A 16,603-nucleotide genomic window follows, 5' to 3' on the forward strand; every position below is an offset into this window, starting at 1 on the left:
GGGCTGTTCCCCTCCCCTATGCACTCTGCGCAGTCGGAAGCGCATAACGGTTGGTACCCACGCTCCACGTGTAACTGCCGGAAATCCACAGGCACAGGGCCTCGGTGAACCTCTCCACGGCGTCGCGTTCCCGTCCGGTCAGGTCCAACGGGGCACACAGCCGGGGTACTTGCTCGTACAGGCTGATGAACTCGGCCAGTTGCCGGTCGAACATCCGCACCGCTTCGTCGATGGCCTCGTCGCGGCGCAGCCGTCCATGGTGTTCCAGCAGCAGGACGAGGTTGTGCGCGTCCCGGTGCGACTCCTCCCGCTCCACCCCGTGGACGTCGTTCACCACGGCGATCACGTCGGATGCCGTGGACCTCAACCGCCTCATCCACGCGCTGTCCTGTACCCGGGCCGGCACTTCGAACCCGCCGACACGCTCGGCCACGTCGATCAACGGCTCCACCCCGACGCTGATGCGACGCAGGGCGCGGTAGCGGTCGATGTCGAGGTAGATGCCGTTGCGGTGGTTGTGGTCCTCCACCGGGAAGGTGGCGAAGAAGTCGGTCCAGTTCCGGGCCGATCGTGCCTGCCAGTCGGGCGACATGCCCTCGCACAGCTCCCGCCACAGACGCAGCCAGACCCGGACGAACGGCGTAGGACGGCGTAAGAGCCTGCTCCGAACGGGAGCCGCAGGGGCGGAAGTTGTTCCTTGAACGGGCGTCGTGACGGCCGTCACGTCCTCGATGATCCTGGCGACCAGGCCCGGTGCCCGCTCTCCCGGCCCTGAGAGCTGGTCGTCCATCACGAAAGCCAGCCCCAGTGTGTCGGCGGCCAGGTCCAGCGACCTGCCCGCCGCGTAAGGGTAGGTGAGAGCGGCCAGCCCGATGTGATCGACCGTGCGGAGGAACGCCTCCAGCGCCCCGGGTCCGTTCACCAGGCCCGCGTCTCCCATCCACGCGCACCCACGGTCTTGGCAGCGCTTTCCGTCCGGGCTCGTACGAGCCGGAAACGGAATCGAGAATTGTATTTCCTGTGACATCTCTTTCCCCTGTTGCATGTGTTGTCGGAAGCTCCCGCGCAGTGGCCAGGCGCAGGCGGAAAGGGCATCGTTGTCCGGGACGGCCGGACGCCTTCGGACGGGTCGCAGACGGGGACCGGTACAGCGACACCCTGGGCAGAGAAGACGCCGGCGCGTCCGGGCAGCCCATAGCGTTCCGCTGCCCGCTCCGCGGTCTGCACGGCGCGGGCGACGCCGGCGCAGAAACCGCGGAGGGCGGCCGGCAACACGCGTATGCCGGGTGGGGTCATGCGCCCCTCCGTGTGGTGGTGTCCGCCAGACGCCACCGTCGCGGGACGGCGGCCGGGGACAGGGACATGGGGGTGCCGAGGAGGGCCAGGACGGCGTCACGACTTCGGGCAATCATGTCCTCGACGTGAGCACGCACCGGTGTTGGTGAAAGTTGCACGGATCTGGCTGGCGCCAGCCTAGGTCAGGTCCGCGCGTCCGACCAGGCGGCACATCTCCTCCGCGCGGCGCGATGGCCCCTACCGCAGGGCGAGAGCGAGGGCAAGGACGGACAGGGCCGTGGTCTACCCGCGCGCAGATCGTCCGGGCGGGACCTGCGGTGACGTCCGTATCCCCGAAAACGCCGCGCGACTCGTCGCGCGACTGGAACGCCTCGCCCAGAGGCAGCGCGTAGGCCGTGAGGCTGTCGAGGAGGCTTCGGTCGACGCCGTCCAGGACGGCGCCGATGTGCGGGGGGACGTTCGATCGTGTCCTCGGCAGTCCTGAACCGAGCGACCGGCTCGCCCCCTCCCAGCGCCTTCACCGCGATGGGAACGCACCACTCCGACATCGCGCGTCCCGCATTTTCTCCCTGGTCCACAGACATCACCCCACGCGCTCGGCCCACAGGAAGAGCACGCCACCGAGGCCGCTTGTACGACCTGGACGAGTTCTCGAAGCGTGCCAGCCACAAGCCCCTGGCGGGAGGCGCGCGCATATACGCACCGATGCGTACCCAACCTACGGAGTGCGCCCCTGAAGAGGACCAGCACTGCCTACCTCCGCGAGATGTGCCCCTCACGTCACACCCGCGTACGCCCCACCGAACCCACCGAATCCAGAGAATCCACCGGAACGAGACCGCTGTCGGTGCCCTTCGTAGACTTGATCGTGATGAGACGCCGTACTCCGCCCCCACCCTCTCCCCTGCCGCAGCGCGACGGGGTCGATCCGGTGCGCGTGCGGCTGCCGGCCGGGGACGCGTGGGCGACCGTGCGGGATCATCTCGTGGCGCGGCTCGCTGCCGAGGCCGGGGTGATCGACGGGATGCTGGACGCGGGGCAGATCGTGGACGCCACCGGGCGTCCGGTGTCCAGGGACATGGCGTACGTGCCGGGGATGTTCGTGTGGTTCCACCGTGAGCTGCCCGACGAGGAGCGGGTGCCGTTCGCGGTCGACGTCGTGTACCGGGACGACCACGTGGTGGTGGCTGACAAGCCGCACTTCCTGGCCACCACGCCGCGCGGAAGCCATGTCGCCGAGACGGCCCTGGCGCGACTGCGGCGGGAGCTCGGCGTCCCGACGCTGAGCGCGGCGCACCGGCTGGACCGGCTGACGGCCGGGCTGGTGCTGTTCACGGTGCGACCGCAGGAACGTGGGGCCTACCAGACGCTGTTCCACGACAAGCGGGTGGCCAAGGAGTACGAGGCGGTGGCCCCGTACGACCCCTCGGTGGACCTGCCACGCACCGTGCGCAGCCGGATCGTCAAGGAGCGCGGCGTGATGGCGGCCCGTGAGGTGGAGGGCGAGCCGAACGCCGTCAGCCGGGTCGAGTTGCTGGAGCACCGGGACAGGCGTGCCCGGTACCGGTTGACACCGAGTACCGGGCAGACCCACCAACTGCGGGTGCACATGAACGCCTTGGGAGTGCCGATCCTCGGCGACCCCCTCTATCCGGTGGTGACCGGCCCCGTGGCGGCCGGTGACTTCCGGCGCCCGCTCCAACTGCTGGCGCGTGTACTGGAGTTCACTGATCCGGTCACGGGGCGCGAGCACCGGTACGTCAGCTCACGCGTGCTGCGGGCCTGGTCGTCGTACGACGAATGGGCCGGGTAGCCCGGGTGCTCGGCCGGCTCGGTCGGCTCAGTCGCCGCGCCACCAGCGCAGCAGGCGCCGGAACACCCCTCGCCGGACGGTCGGTTCGGGCGCCGGTGTCGCAGCAGCGGGCTCGGGCGCGACGGGCTGGGGGGCCGCCGTCCGCGGCTGTGCCGCGCTGAGCTGCCAGTTGCTGGGACGCTGTGCCGTCACCGGATGCTCGGGGCGCGCCATGACGTCCTGCTGGGGCTTGGGCGCGAACTCCACCGGCAGTTCCACCAGGTGCCGGTTCGAGATGGACGCCCGCCAGTGCAGCTCGTCCTCATCGCAGGCGAGTTCGACGTCGGGAAGGCGGGTCAGCAGCGCGTCGACGCCGACGTCGGCGATGGCGCGACCGATGTCCTGGCCCGGGCACTCGTGGGGACCGCCGCTGAAGGCGAGGTGGGAGCGGTTGCCCTGCATATGGGCCGTGGGGTCGGGGCGGACGCGTGGATCGACGTTGCCCGGCGCGAGACCCACGAGGAGGCCGTCGCCCTTGCGGATGCGCTTGCCGCCCAGCTCGGTGTCCTGCTTGGCGAAGTAGCCCAGCAGGGTGCTGAACGGCGGCTCGTCCCACAGGGACTGCTCGACCGCCTCGGGCACCGTCATCTGGCCGCCGCTGAGCTGGGCACGGAACCGCGGGTCGGTGAGCACCACGCGCAGTACGTTGGCGAGGAGGTTGGCGGTGGCCTCGTACGCGACGATCAGGACGACCCTCAGGTGCTGGCCGACCTCCTCGTCGGTGAGCCGCGCCGGGTGGTTGATCAGGTGGCTGGTGAAGTCGTCCTCGGGTTGGGCCCGGCGGCTGGCGGTGAGCCGCATGAGGACATCCATGATGTACGCGTTGCTGGCGATGGCGGTCTCGGTGCCCTTGGGCATGTCGCGGGCAGCCTGTACGAGCTGGTCGTTGTACTCGTCGGGCATGCCGAGGATCTCGCACAGCACGATCATCGGCAGGCGTTCGGCGAACTGGCTGACCAGGTCGGCTCGGCCCTCCTCGCAGAACTGGTTGACGAGGTCCTGGGTCGCGCGGTTGATGTAGCGGCGGATGCCCCTGTGGTCGATGGTCGACATGGCGCCCGTTACGGCGCCGCGCAGCCGCAGGTGCTCGTCGCCCTCGGCGTGGCTGCAGATGGGCTGCCAGGCGAGGTGCGGCATGAGCGGATGATCGGGCTTGACGGTGCCGTCCTGCATCGAGTTCCACAACCGGGTGTCACGGGAGAACTGCGAGGGGGTTCGCACCGTGTGCATGTTCTCGGCGTGGCCGAGCACCACCCAGATCGGCACATCGTCGTGCAGCAGCGCCGGAGCCACCGGCCCATGCTCGGCACGGAGCTTCTCGTACACGGCTCCCAGGTCCTCCGCCTCGGGGCCGTACAGCCGGCGCAGCCCGCCGGGGCCGATGCCGTGCGCGGGGCAGCCGGGGGGCGGGGAGGCCATGGGCTCGTCCATGCCGGTCGGGAAGAGAGATTCAGGCGTCACGATGGTCGCTCCGAAGCTGAAGTGATTCCGGTGTACAGGAGGTGAGGGGGATCCCCCCGGTCCGGCGGTTCGGCGAGGCCGGGACCGGGGGGAGGGGTTGTGCGCGGGGCATACGTGACTTACGCCGGAGCCTTCGCCGTAGCCAGCGCATGCAGGAAGTGCATCAGGGTCATCAGCACGTCACGGCTGGAGGCCCGGCGGCGTGCGTCGCACTCGATGATGGGGATCTCCTCGGGCAGGTCGAGTGCAGTACGGAGTTCGGAGATGGCGTAACGGGGCGCGTCCGGGAAGGTGTTGACGGCCACCACGAAGGGCACGCCACACTCCTCCAGTCGCCCTATGACGTCGAAGCTGACCTCGAGCCGACGGGTGTCGACCAGCACGACCGCGCCCAGCGCACCCTCGAACAACCCGTTCCACAGGAACCAGAAGCGTTGCTGGCCCGGGGTGCCGAAGAGGTACAGCACGAGCTGTTCGGTGATACTGATGCGGCCGAAGTCCATCGCAACGGTGGTGGCCGTCTTGGTGTCCGAGCCGAAGTTGTCGTCGACGCCGATGCCGGCCTGCGTCATGGTCTCTTCGGTGGTCAGTGGCTTGATCTCGCTGACCGACCTGACCATGGTCGTCTTGCCGACGCCGAAGCCGCCCACGATCACGATCTTGACCGCGGCCTCGGCCGTGTGCGGCAGCTGGTCCTCGGTCCGTGGACCGGGGACCATGTCAGAGCCTTTGAAGTCCATGCATCACCGCTTCGAGAATTGAACGGTCGGCGACGGCCTGGCGCACGATCGGGGCGCGCGCCGTCACCAGTCCGGCCGTCAGCATGTCGGTGAGCACGACCGTCATCATGCTGAACGGCAGGTTGAGATAGGCCGAGAGCTCGGCCACGGAGAGTGGGGCGGTACAGAGCCGGAGCAGCGCCGATTGTTCCGGCGTGGCGGAAGGCGGGGGGTCGGCGCGCGCCACGATTAAGGTGACGAGGTCGAGGTCGGTGTCGCGCTCGCCGCCGTCCGGGCCGGCCACCACGAAGAGCCGTTCCGGGTTCTTCTGCTTCCCGGTCGGGGCAGGCGGTGGCGGCGGCGGTTGTTCCTTGGGGTGTCGCCGCTGGCGTTGCGGAGGAGTCATACGGTCTGCCCGTTGCGTCGGGGCGGACTGGTGAGATGGGCGCCGATGCGGGCGACCAGGTCGGTCATACGGTTGCTCATCCGGCCCGGTTCGGCGAACGTGTCGGAGAGCACCGCGAGATAGGCGTTGGCGCCGGCGGCCATCAGGTAGAAGTAGCCGCCGTTGATCTCGATCAGGACCATCTTCATCTTGCCGTCGCTCTTCGGGATCTCCGAGGCGACGGCGCTGGCCAGGCTCTGCAGGCCGGCACAGGCCGCGGCGACGCGGTCGGCGGTGTCCGGGTCGCCGCCGTAACGGGCGATGCGCAGTCCGTCGGCGGAGAGCACCACGATCATCTGGATGCCCGGTACGCCGTCGTGGAGCTCCTTGAGCATCCAGTCGAAGTTGGCGCGCTGCTGGATCACTTGAGGTCCCCCTCCTCGTCGGCCTCGGGGCGGGCCGGTTGGGTTCGCGGTTTGAGTGTGAGCGGGTCCGGCTTGTCCTTGAGTCCGTTCCAGAACGCCTCGACCCACGCTCCGGGGGCGGGCTCGTCCTCCACCGGCTCGGGCTCGGGCTCGGGCTTGCGCGTCGACCAGATGGTCGGCCGGCCCTCCCGCTCGGCCTGCTCGATGGCCGCCTGCTCGGCGATCCGCTTGCTGAGCGGGGTCTTGACCCGGCTGCGGCGCTGGGGCAGCCCGCCCGGAGTCCACTCGGTGACGACGGGGACGTCGTCCGACAGGGAGACCCCGGCGGGGAGCTTCGGGCTGGTGGGCCGCCGCTTCTTGGGGGCGCGCTTGGGACCTTCGAGCGCATCGGGGTCGTCGGCCTTGGGCGCCGAACCGGCGCCGATGCCGTGCGCGAGTCCGGGCGCGGGGTCGGTGGTCATCATCTCGCGCGGCACCACGAGGACGGCGCGGACGCCGCCGTACGCGGAGGACCGCAGCGAGACCTGCATGTTGAAGGACGTGCAGAGGCGGCCGACGACAGCCAGGCCCAGGCGCGGGGACTCCCCGAGGTCCTGGAGGTCGGTGCCCTGCTTGGCGCGCTCGAGCATGCCCTCGACCCTGGCGCGGGCCTCCTCGCTGAGGCTGACACCGGCGTCCTCGATCTCGATCGCGACACCGGTCTGCACCTCGGTGGCCGTGACGTGCACCTTGGTCTGCGGCGGCGAGTAGCGCGTGGCGTTGTCGAGGAGTTCGGCCGCGGCGTGGATGATCGGCTCGACGGAGATGCCGGCGATGTTGACCTTGGCGATGGAGTCAAGGCTGATCCGGCGGTACTCCAGGATCCGGGACATGGCGCCGCGCAGCACGCTGTACAGCGGGACGGGTTCGGGCCACTGGCGGCCGGGGCGGCCGCCGCCGAGCACGGAGATGGAGTCGGCGAGGCGGCCGATCAGCATGGTGCCGTGGTCGATGCGCAGCAGGTCGTCGAAGACCTCGGGGTTGCGGCCGTGGTCCTCCTCCATCTCCCTGAGTTCCACGGCCTGTTGGTGCACGATCGACTGGACTCGGCGGGCGATGTTGACGAAGGAGCGCTGGGCGGAGTCGCGGATGGCTTCCTCGTGATCGACGATGTCGACCATCGCGCTCACGAACTCGAGCTGAACCCGAGGGAGTTGGGCATAGGACGGGTCGATCTCGGCGAGGTCGCGCATCACCTCATAGGGTGAAGCGCCACAGCGCAGCCGATGGATCGCGGCGGGCGTGATCTCCGTGGCGAGGCGGACCATCTCCGCGTCGTGGGCGGCCACACGCCGTTCCAGATACGCGGTGTGACGAGCGTGCTCGGCCCGCGCGTTCCGCAGAGCGCGGCCGCGGCGCACCGCTTCGGCCGCGGACACCAGCACCAGCAACAAGGCCACGGCACCGCACACGCCGACGGCCGTCCGGGCCGGTTCCGCCACCACGGCGACGGCGGCTCCGGTCGCCGCGGCCATCACTATGGCCGGCAGCAAAAGCACGCGCGCGTACGGGAGTTCACGCCGACTGGGCGGGGATTGAACGCTCACCATGTGGGCCCTCTGAAATGAATCGGGTGGGTGTAGGGGGAGCTTGCAAGGGGGTATGTCATGGGTATGCCGGGATCTTCTGCATGATTGGGAACAAGCGCACGATTACACCTCAACTCGGTGCGCTGCGGGCGAGCCTAGTCCGACAGGATCATCGCCGTGTCATATTCAGCAAGCGCCTGAAATGGGGCTCGCGACAGGAGTACGCTCGGCTCCATTTATACGCTCGGATTACATTCGCACACGGTGCGTCACGGCGCACAGGCGTACGAAAGTTACTCACCGTGATGGGTGAAAGATCGCCTCAGATGCCGGCGATACGCAGCGCCGCGTCCGCCGTGGCCTCGGCGAACACCGACACCGGGCGCTCCGGGTCGGAGCGATGGACGAGGATGACACCCTCGATCAGCCCGAACAGCAGATCCGTACGCAGATCCAGCTCGCTCCTGGCGAGTGCGCCGCCCGCGGTCGTGGCGGCGAGCAACTGGCGGTAGCCGTCCTCGAGTTCGGCGCGCACGGCATGGAAGCCGGCGAAGCGGTCGGCGCGCACCTCGGGCAGCAGGTACAGCCCGCCGAGGTTGTGCGGGCCGCCTACCCCCGCATCGAGGCCGTGGACCGCCCCGAGATCTGGATCGACCTGCGTCCGCGGGAGGAGGTCGAGGCGGAGGCCCGGCTGATCGACGAGCGCGTGTCCGACGGGAGCGACTCCCCCTCGCGGGGGGCCTGTTCGCGGCGAAGGGCAACATCGACGTCGGGGGCCTGCCGACAACCGCGGGCTGCCCGTCGTATGCCTGCTTCCCCGAGGCCGACGCCCCGGTCGTCGCCCGCCTGCGCGCGGCCGGTGCGCTCGTGCTCGGCACCACGAACCTGGACCAGTTCGCCACGGGCCTGGTCGGCACCCGCTCGCCGTACGGCGCGGTCCGCAACGCCCACGACCCGGCCAGGATCAGCGGCGGCTCCAGTTCCGGCTCGGCCGTCGCGGTGGCGCTCGGCATCGTCGACTTCGCTCTCGGCACGGACACGGCCGGTTCGGGCCGGGTGCCCGCCGCCTTCGACGGCATCGTCGGTCTCAAGCCCACTCGGGGTCTCGTCCCGACCGAGGGCGTCGTCCCTGCCTGCGCGTCCCTCGACTGTGTGACGGTGTTCGCGCGGACGCTGCCGGAGGCCGAGCAGGCCCTGTCGTTCATGGCGTCCCCGCCCGGCCGCGCCCTGCCCCCGCTCCCCCAGCGCACGCCGGGACCATGGCGTATCGCGGTCCCGCCGACGGACCGGCTGGGCGAGCTGGACGAGGGCTGGGCCGAGGCCTACGAGGCAGCCGTACAGCAGCTCACCGCCGCGGGCGCCGAGATCCGCACCCTCGACCTCACTGCCTTCAGCGAAGCCGCCGCCATGCTCTACGGGGGTGCCTTCGTGGCCGAGCGCCACACCGCCGTGGGGAGCTTTGTCGACAAGGCGCTGTCAGCGGGCGACGACACCCTCGACCCCACCGTCGCCGGCATCATCACCCGCGCCCGCGACATCCCGGCCCACCGGCTCTTCGCAGACCAGGACCGGCTTGCCGCCCTGCGCGCACAGGCCGAGGCCGAACTCGCCGACAGGGACGCCCTGTTGCTCCCCACCACACCCGGCCACCCCACCCTCACCGAGGTGGCCGCCGACCCGCTGGGAGCCAACGCCCGCCTGGGCCGCTTCACCAACTCCACGAACTCTTCGATCAGGCGGCCGTCGCCGTCCCGGCCGGTGAGGTGAACGGCCTGCCCTTCGGCGTGACGCTGATCGGCCCGGCGTTCACGGACGAACGGCTCGCGAGAATCGCGGGGCTGCTCCGCCCGGAGGTCCCTCTGGCCGTGGTCGGCGCCCACCTGTCCCACCAGCCCCTCAACCCGCAACTGCTCTCCTTTGGGCGCCCGATTCGACCGTACGACCGCCACGGCCCCCGTGTACCGCCTGCACGCCCTGTCCACGACGCCGTCCAAGCCGGGCCTGGTCCACGTCGGCGAAGGAGGCGCGGCGATCGAGGCCGAGGTGTGGCGGCTCCCGGCGGAGGGGCTCGGCCGACTCCTCGCTCAGCTGCCCCGCCCGATGGCACTGGGGCGGGTGGAACTGGCGGACGGCAGCCATGTCCCGGGGTTCCTGTGCGAGCCTGTGGCCCTCACGGGCGCCGAGGACATCACGTCGTACGGGAGCTGGCGGGCGTACCTCGGGGGCGGCCGCTCCTGACGTCGGGCCCCGGAAACAGTGAAGGCAAGGAGGTCACCCACTCCTTGCCACTCTCAACTTATAGCGCACCGGGGGGCTTGCGGCAAGGCCCCCGTCGTACCGCACAATCGTCGACCTAAGCCCAGGACCTGCAGAAATAGGGGAGTCGCGAAGTGCGCGTGCTGTTGTCGACGTATGGATCGCGCGGAGACGTCGAGCCGATGGTGGGACTCGCGGCGCAGTTGCGGGCGCTCGGCGCGGAGGTGCGGATGTGTGCGCCGCCGGACTTCAAGGAGCTGCTGGACGGTTTCGGCCTGCCGCTGGTGCCGATCGGCTGGCCCGTGCGTGCGCTGACGAAAGGGGCGGTGACCGGGACGGCGCCGATGCCGGCGAAGACCCTGCCGCAGCGCGCGGCCGAGTTGGTCGCCTCGACGTACGACGCGGTCGCCCCGGTGGCCGAGGACTGTGACATGCTGGTGGCGACCGGCTCACTTCCGGCCGCGGCCGCCGGGCGGGCGGTGGCCGAGAAGCTGGGCATCCCGTATGTGTTCGTGTCCTACTTCCCGTCCTACCTGCCGTCGCCGCACCACCCGCCGCTCGAATGGCCGGGCCGGCCGCTCCCGCCGGAGGTGACCGACAACCGGGTGCTGTGGGACCTGAACACCGAGAGCCTGAACGCGCTGTTCGGTGACGCGGTCAACAACCACCGGGTCTCGATCGGCCTGCCGCCGGTGGACAACGTCCGCGACCACGTCCTGTCCGACCGGCCGTTGCTGGCGGCAGACCCCGTCCTGGGCCCGTGGCCGGAGCCGGCGGATCTCGATGTGGTGCAGACCGGCGCCTGGATCCGGCCGGACGAACGACCGCTCCCGGAAGATCTGGAGGCGTTCCTGGACGCGGGCGCACCCCCGGTCTATGTAGGCTTCGGCAGCATCCCCCTGCGCGACGCGGAGGACGTCTCCCGGGCGGCCATCGAGGCGGTGCGCGGGCAGGGGCACCGCGTACTCGTCGGGCGCGGCTGGGCCGACCTGACACTGATCGACGACCAGGACGACTGCTTCGCATTCGGTGAGGTCAACCAGCAGGCGCTGTTCGGCAGGGTGGCCGCCGTAGTCCACCACGGCGGGGCGGGCACGACGACGACGGCCGCCCGGGCCGGTGCGCCCCAGGTCGTGGTGCCCCAGATGGCCGACCAGCCGTACTGGGCCGGCCGGGTCGCCGAGTTGGGCATCGGAGCGGCACACGACGGTCCGACGCCGTCCTTCGAGTCCCTGTCGGCCGCGCTGAAGACGGCCCTGACCCCGCAGGCTCGCGCACGGGCGACCGCCGTGGCCGACGAGGTCCGCACGGACGGGGCGACGGTGGCCGCGAAGCTGCTGCTCGGCGAGTTCATTCGATAGGCCGGCACACAGAGCGCAGACCTTGGAGAACCGGCGCGATTCGTCCCGCCGGGCCGGACGCCTTGCCACGCGCACGGTCGCACACCACCTCATTCGGAGCTGATGACTTGAATCACCCCCTGACCACCAGCGCGTTCGACCTTCCCGACCGTCTCTCCGCCAAGGCCGACCCGACGCTGATCGCCGGCGACGAGCAGCACTTCGCGGCCATCGCGGAGTGCCTGGAGCAGTCGATCGCCGAGCTGACCGACCGTCTGGACGCCGAGCGCAGGGCGCCCGGCGGCGCGGGCCGGCAGGCGATGGACCGGGACGCGGAGATCCACCGTCTGACCGCTCGCCTGCGCGCGCTGCGCCGCTTCGGTCTGGACCTGTGTCTCGGACGCATGGTAGGCGCGGACGACCCCGAGCCCCTGTACATCGGACGGCTCGGCCTCACCGACAGCACGGGCCGCAGGCTGCTGATCGACTGGCGCTCCCCCGCGGCCGAGCCGTTCTTCGGAGCCACCCACGGCAACCCGATGGGCCTGGCGAGCCGTCGCAGGTACCGCTGGACCGGTGGCCGGATCAGCGACTACTGGGAGGAGGTGTTCACCCCGGACGGGCTCGACGGGCACGCCGCGCTCGACGACCAGTCCGCCTTCGTCGCCAGTCTGGGCAGCAACCGGTCGGCACGGATGCGAGACGTGCTCGGCACCATCCAGGCCGACCAGGACGCCATCATCCGCGCGGGATCCCGCGGCGCCCTCGTAGTGGACGGCGGTCCGGGTACGGGCAAGACCGTCGTCGCCCTGCACCGCTCCGCCTACCTCCTCCACTCCGACCCTCGCCTCGGTCACCGTCGGGGCGGCGTGCTGTTCGTCGGCCCGCACCGGCCCTACCTCGCCTACGTCGCCGATGTCCTGCCGAGCCTCGGGGAGGAGGGCGTGCAGACCTGCACCCTGCGGGACCTCGTCGCCGAGGGAGCCGCGGCGACGGTCGAGGCCGACCCGGAGGTGGCCCGTCTGAAGTCGTCGGCGGATCTGGTGAAGGCGATCGAGACGGCCGTCAGGTTCTACGAGGAGCCGCCCACCAAGGGGATGACGGTCACGACCCACTGGTCCGACATCTGGCTGAGTGCCGACGACTGGGCCGAGGCGTTCGAGGCGGCGGAGCCCGGGATTCCGCACAACGAGGCACGTGCCCTGATCTGGGAGGAGCTGCTGGCGATCCTGACGGACAAGCACGACGGCGACGCCTCGCCCGAGTTGCTCCGCAAGTCGCTGCTGCAGAACAGGGAGCTGCTCACGACCTTCGACCGCGCGTGGCCGCTGATCGAAGCGGCCGACCTCGTCGGAGACCTGTGGTCGGTCCCCGCCTACCTGCGCCTGTGCGCCCCCTGGCTCAGCCGCGACGAGGTCCGGCGGCTGCAGCGGGCGAACGTCCAGGCCTGGACGGCCTCCGACCTGCCGCTCCTGGACGCGGCACGGCAGCGGCTCGGCGACCCGGAGGCGTCACGGCGAAGGCGCCGGCAGGAGGCCGCCCTCGCCGTCCAGCGCGAACGCATGGCCCAGGTCGTCGACAACCTGATAGCGGCCGACGACGACGGTGAGGGCCTCATGACGCAGCTGAGCCGAGCGGACCTCCAGCGCAACCTGGTCGACGAGTCCGAGCTGCACACCCCCGAACCGGACCTGCTCGCCGGCCCGTTTGCGCACGTCGTCGTGGACGAGGCTCAGGAACTGACCGACGCGGAGTGGCAGATGCTCCTGCTGCGCTGCCCGTCCCGCAGCTTCACCATCGTCGGGGACCGCGCCCAGGCCAGGCACGGCTTCACGGAGTCGTGGCAGGAACGGCTGAAGCGGATCGGGCTCGACCGGATCAACCTGGCCTCCCTGAGCATCAACTACCGCACGCCGGAAGAGATCATGACGGAGGCCGAGCCGGTCATCCGAGCCGCGCTCCCCGACGCCAACGTGCCGACCTCCATCCGCAGCGGCGGCGTCCCTGTCACCCACGGCTCCGTGTCGGACCGCGACTCGATCCTGGACAGGTGGCTCGCCACACATGCCGAGGGCACAGCCTGCGTCATCGGCGACCCGACGTTCCGCCCGACGGACCGAGTCCAGTCACTGACCCCGGAGCTGTCGAAGGGGCTGGAGTTCGATCTGGTGGTGCTCATCGCCCCGGAGGCATTCGGCGAGGGCATCGCAGGCGCAGTGGACCGCTACGTGGCAATGACGCGCGCGACCCAGCAGCTGGTGATCCTGACCGGCACTTCTTGATCGGCGTCGGGCGCACGCCCTGAAGGGGGGCGGGGCTGCATCGATGTGCGGCTCCGCCGCGCGGGCGCGACCAGCTACAACCCACCCGCACCCGCCCCCAACAATCACCCCACCGACGAGTAGGCGACAACCCCCCGCAGCAACCCCTCCACAGCCTTCCGCGCACTCTTCGCCACGGTCGAGCCCTCCACAGGAGAAGCCGCCGAGATCTGCCCCAGCACGTCGATCACCTGCTTGCACCACCGCACGAAGTCACCCGCCGGCATCTCTGCCTCACGCAGCACCTCATCGAGCCCCTTACCACTGGCCCACATATAGGCAGCCCAGGCAAACCCGAGATCCGGCTCACGCTGCCCGACACCCTCGGTCTGGGTGATCCGGAAGTCCTCCTCAAGGGCATCCAGCCGCCCCCAGATCCGAACCATCTCACCGAGCGCTGCCTTCGCCTTGCCCGAAGGCAGCTTCGGCGCCATCGCATCGTCCGCGACCCGCGCCTCGTACACCAACGCCGAGACGCAGGCGGCCAGTTCGGCCGGGCCGAGGCCCTCCCAGACCCGCTCCCGCAGGCATTCGCTGGCCAGCAGGTCGAGTTCGCCGTACAGCCGCGCGAGCCGCTTGCCGTGCTCGGTGACCTCGTCGCCGCGCAGATAGTCCAGCTCGGTCAACAGCGCCACAATGCGATCAAACGTACGGGCGATCGTGTTCGTACGCCCTTCGATACGCCGCTCCAGCTGCGAGGTGTCCCGCAGCAGCCGGTGGTAGCGCTCGGCCCAACGGGCGTGGTCCTCACGGTCGTTGCAGCCGTGGCAGGGGTGGGCGCGCAGGGCCTTGCGCAGCCGCTCGATCTCGCGGTCGTCGGCCGCCTGGGAGCGCCGCTTGCGGTGCCGGTCCGGCGGAATGTGTCCGGCCTTGGTACGCAGCGCGGACGCGAGGTCCCGACGGGACTGCGGGGAGCGCGGGTTGAAGGACTTCGGGATCCGCATCCGCTCCAACGCCTCGACGGGCACCGGGAAGTCCATCGACGCCAGCCGCTTGACCTGTCGTTCCGCAGTCAGCACCAGCGGGCGTGGGCCGTCGTGGTGCTCGAAACCGCGGTGGCCGTTGGACCGCCCGGCCGGCAGCCCCGGGTCCAGCACCAGCGCGAGACCGGCGTACTTGCCCGTCGGCACATGGATCACGTCACCGGGCTTGAGCTTCTCCAGCGCGACGGCGGCCTCCGCGCGCCGCTGCGCCGCGCCCTGCTTGGCCAACTCGTTCTCGCGGTCCTTGAGTTCGCGGCGCAGTCGCGCGTACTCGTCGAAGTCCCCGAGGTGGCAGGTCATGGACTCCTTGTAACCGTCGAGCCCCTCCTCGTTGCGCTGCACCTGCCGGGAGATCCCGACGACCGACTTGTCGGCCTGGAACTGCGCGAAGGACGTCTCCAGCAGCTCGCGCGAGCGGTGCCGCCCGAACTGCTCGACCAGGTTGACCGCCATGTTGTACGACGGCTTGAAGCTGGACCGCAGCGGATAGGTGCGCGTGCCGGCCAGCCCCGCGAGGTGCTCAGGACTCATGCCGCGCTGCCACAGCACCACCGCGTGGCCCTCGACGTCGATGCCACGCCGCCCCGCACGACCGGTCAACTGCGTGTACTCACCCGGCGTGATGTCGGCGTGCTGCTCGCCGTTCCACTTGACGAGCTTCTCCAACACCACCGACCGGGCAGGCATGTTGATGCCCAGCGCCAGCGTCTCCGTGGCGAACACGGCCTTCACCAGGCCGCGCACGAACAGCTCCTCGACGACCTCCTTGAACGTCGGCAGCATGCCCGCATGGTGGGCGGCTATACCGCGCTCCAGGCCTTCCAGCCACTCGTAGTAGCCGAGGACGTGCAGATCCTCGGTCGGGATGGCGGCGGTGCGCTCCTCGACGAGGGCGCGCACCTTTTCCCGCGCCTCCTCGTCGTTCAGCCTCAGTCCCGCGTACAGGCACTGCTGCACGGCGGCCTCGCAGGCGGCCCGGCTGAAGATGAAGGTGATGGCGGGCAGCAGGCCCTCGGCGTCGAGCCGCTCGATGACCTCGGGCCGCCCCGGCGTCCACACCCGCGACCGCTGTCTGCGCTCCCGCTCCCGGTCGGCCTCGCGCATCGCACGCCCGCGTCTGCGGTCCTGGTACGACGGGCGCTGGGCCTCCATCCGGGCCAGGCGCGTGAGGTCGGGGTTGACGGCCTTCTTGTGGCCCTCGCCCTCCTCGAACAGGTGGTACATCCGCCGCCCGGCGAGCACGTGCTGGAACAGCGGCACGGGCCGGTGTTCGGAGACGATCACCTCGGTGTCGCCGCGGACGGTGTCGAGCCAGTCGCCGAACTCCTCGGCGTTCGACACGGTCGCCGACAGCGAGACGAGGGTGACCGACTCGGGGAGGTGAATGATCACCTCTTCCCATACGGCCCCGCGGAAGCGGTCGGAGAGGTAGTGCACCTCGTCCATGACCACATAGCCGAGGCCGAGGAGGGTCTGCGACCCGGCGTACAGCATGTTCCGCAGCACCTCGGTGGTCATCACGACCACCGCGGCGTCCGGGTTGATGCTGTTGTCGCCGGTGAGCAGGCCGACCATGCCGTCCCCATAACGGCGGCACAGGTCGGCGTACTTCTGGTTCGACAACGCCTTGATGGGCGTCGTGTAGAAGCACTTCTTGCCCTGCATCAGCGCGAGGTGGACGGCGAACTCGCCCACGATCGTCTTGCCGGAGCCGGTGGGCGCGGCCACCAGCACGCCCTTCCCGCCCTCGAGCGCCTGGCAGGCCTCAATCTGGAAGGGGTCGAGGCCGAAGTCGTACATCTCGCGGAAGGAGGCGAGCGCGGTGGCCTGCTCGGCAGCGCGCCTGCGTGCTGCCGCATACCGCTCGGCCGGGGAGAGGTCCTCTGTCATCGTGCTTTCGAGCGTACCGGGCGCCACTGACAACAGGACGATCATTATCCGGATCCACCCCTCGCAAACCCGGGATCCGCGCAGCTCACGGCCGCACAGCGGAAACG

At 70.2% G+C, this 16,603-nt stretch carries 13 protein-coding genes; 5 read left to right on the plus strand and 8 right to left on the minus strand.

Features of this window, described 5'->3' with window-relative positions:
- Positions 1 to 16: 16 nt before the first annotated feature.
- On the minus strand, positions 17 to 940 hold the full coding sequence (locus ADL12_RS35130; RefSeq protein WP_062709984.1) for a terpene synthase family protein: 924 nt from the start codon (positions 938 to 940) through the stop codon (positions 17 to 19).
- Positions 941 to 2,167: 1,227 nt separating this feature from the next.
- On the opposite strand from ADL12_RS35130, the gene ADL12_RS35135 reads away from it, so the two are divergent.
- On the plus strand, positions 2,168 to 3,109 hold the full coding sequence (locus ADL12_RS35135; RefSeq protein WP_079052452.1) for an RluA family pseudouridine synthase: 942 nt from the start codon (positions 2,168 to 2,170) through the stop codon (positions 3,107 to 3,109).
- A 27-nt stretch (positions 3,110 to 3,136) separates the two neighbouring features.
- Here ADL12_RS35135 and ADL12_RS35140 read toward each other — a convergent pair whose 3' ends face one another.
- From ADL12_RS35140 to ADL12_RS58620, 6 genes are all read right to left on the minus strand, one after another.
- Complete coding sequence (locus ADL12_RS35140; protein ID WP_062709992.1) at positions 3,137 to 4,609, minus strand: cytochrome P450; 1,473 nt, start codon at positions 4,607 to 4,609, stop codon at positions 3,137 to 3,139.
- 119 nt (positions 4,610 to 4,728) lie between these two features.
- Positions 4,729 to 5,349 carry a GTP-binding protein gene (locus tag ADL12_RS35145; RefSeq protein WP_062709994.1) on the minus strand — a complete coding sequence of 207 codons (621 nt, stop codon included), beginning with the start codon at positions 5,347 to 5,349 and terminating at the stop codon, positions 4,729 to 4,731.
- Positions 5,330 to 5,734, minus strand: a complete 405-nt coding sequence (locus ADL12_RS35150; RefSeq protein WP_062709997.1) for a DUF742 domain-containing protein — start codon at positions 5,732 to 5,734, stop codon at positions 5,330 to 5,332. The genes ADL12_RS35145 and ADL12_RS35150 overlap by 20 nt, the downstream gene beginning before the upstream one ends.
- Positions 5,731 to 6,138, minus strand: a complete 408-nt coding sequence (locus ADL12_RS35155; RefSeq protein WP_062710000.1) for a roadblock/LC7 domain-containing protein — start codon at positions 6,136 to 6,138, stop codon at positions 5,731 to 5,733. The genes ADL12_RS35150 and ADL12_RS35155 overlap by 4 nt, the downstream gene beginning before the upstream one ends.
- Complete coding sequence (locus tag ADL12_RS35160; RefSeq protein ID WP_079052446.1) at positions 6,135 to 7,727, minus strand: sensor histidine kinase; 1,593 nt, start codon at positions 7,725 to 7,727, stop codon at positions 6,135 to 6,137. Before ADL12_RS35160 ends, ADL12_RS35155 begins: the two co-directional genes overlap by 4 nt.
- Positions 7,728 to 8,028: 301 nt before the next feature.
- The gene (locus ADL12_RS58620) at positions 8,029 to 8,493 is read right to left on the minus strand and encodes a hypothetical protein (protein WP_425265179.1); all 465 of its coding nucleotides are present in this window, start codon (positions 8,491 to 8,493) and stop codon (positions 8,029 to 8,031) included.
- Here ADL12_RS58620 and ADL12_RS58625 point away from each other — a divergent pair.
- The 4 genes from ADL12_RS58625 to helR all read left to right on the plus strand — a co-directional run bounded on the left by ADL12_RS58625 (position 8,448) and on the right by helR (position 13,584).
- Positions 8,448 to 9,473: an amidase family protein gene (locus tag ADL12_RS58625; RefSeq protein ID WP_425265180.1), complete on the plus strand. Its 1,026-nt coding sequence runs from the start codon at positions 8,448 to 8,450 to the stop codon at positions 9,471 to 9,473. The genes ADL12_RS58620 and ADL12_RS58625 overlap by 46 nt on opposite strands.
- A 150-nt stretch (positions 9,474 to 9,623) precedes the next feature.
- Positions 9,624 to 9,944 carry an allophanate hydrolase-related protein gene (locus tag ADL12_RS58630; protein ID WP_425265178.1) on the plus strand — a complete coding sequence of 107 codons (321 nt, stop codon included), beginning with the start codon at positions 9,624 to 9,626 and terminating at the stop codon, positions 9,942 to 9,944.
- Between the two features lie 152 nt (positions 9,945 to 10,096).
- Positions 10,097 to 11,323: a glycosyltransferase gene (locus ADL12_RS35175; RefSeq protein WP_062710006.1), complete on the plus strand. Its 1,227-nt coding sequence runs from the start codon at positions 10,097 to 10,099 to the stop codon at positions 11,321 to 11,323.
- A gap of 107 nt (positions 11,324 to 11,430) precedes the next feature.
- Positions 11,431 to 13,584 carry an RNA polymerase recycling motor ATPase HelR gene (gene helR / locus ADL12_RS35180; RefSeq protein ID WP_062710009.1) on the plus strand — a complete coding sequence of 718 codons (2,154 nt, stop codon included), beginning with the start codon at positions 11,431 to 11,433 and terminating at the stop codon, positions 13,582 to 13,584.
- Positions 13,585 to 13,688: 104 nt separating this feature from the next.
- On the opposite strand, the gene ADL12_RS35185 is transcribed toward helR, so the two are convergent.
- On the minus strand, positions 13,689 to 16,541 hold the full coding sequence (locus ADL12_RS35185; RefSeq protein WP_062710012.1) for a DEAD/DEAH box helicase: 2,853 nt from the start codon (positions 16,539 to 16,541) through the stop codon (positions 13,689 to 13,691).
- Positions 16,542 to 16,603 lie beyond the last annotated feature (62 nt).

Origin of the sequence: Streptomyces regalis (genome assembly GCF_001509475.1) — a bacterium.
Classification (GTDB): Bacteria; Actinomycetota; Actinomycetes; order Streptomycetales; family Streptomycetaceae; genus Streptomyces; species Streptomyces regalis.

Bases quoted from the DNA above. Each gene is read 5' to 3' on its own strand.
- ADL12_RS35135 (WP_079052452.1), top strand. From the start codon at position 2,168: ATGAGACGCCGTACTCCGCCCCCACCCTCTCCCCTGCCGCAGCGCGAC.
- ADL12_RS35150 (WP_062709997.1), bottom strand. From the start codon at position 5,734: ATGACTCCTCCGCAACGCCAGCGGCGACACCCCAAGGAACAACCGCCG.
- ADL12_RS35145 (WP_062709994.1), bottom strand. From the start codon at position 5,349: ATGGACTTCAAAGGCTCTGACATGGTCCCCGGTCCACGGACCGAGGAC.
- ADL12_RS35130 (WP_062709984.1), bottom strand. From the start codon at position 940: ATGGGAGACGCGGGCCTGGTGAACGGACCCGGGGCGCTGGAGGCGTTC.
- ADL12_RS35160 (WP_079052446.1), bottom strand. From the start codon at position 7,727: ATGGTGAGCGTTCAATCCCCGCCCAGTCGGCGTGAACTCCCGTACGCG.
- ADL12_RS35185 (WP_062710012.1), bottom strand. From the start codon at position 16,541: ATGATCGTCCTGTTGTCAGTGGCGCCCGGTACGCTCGAAAGCACGATG.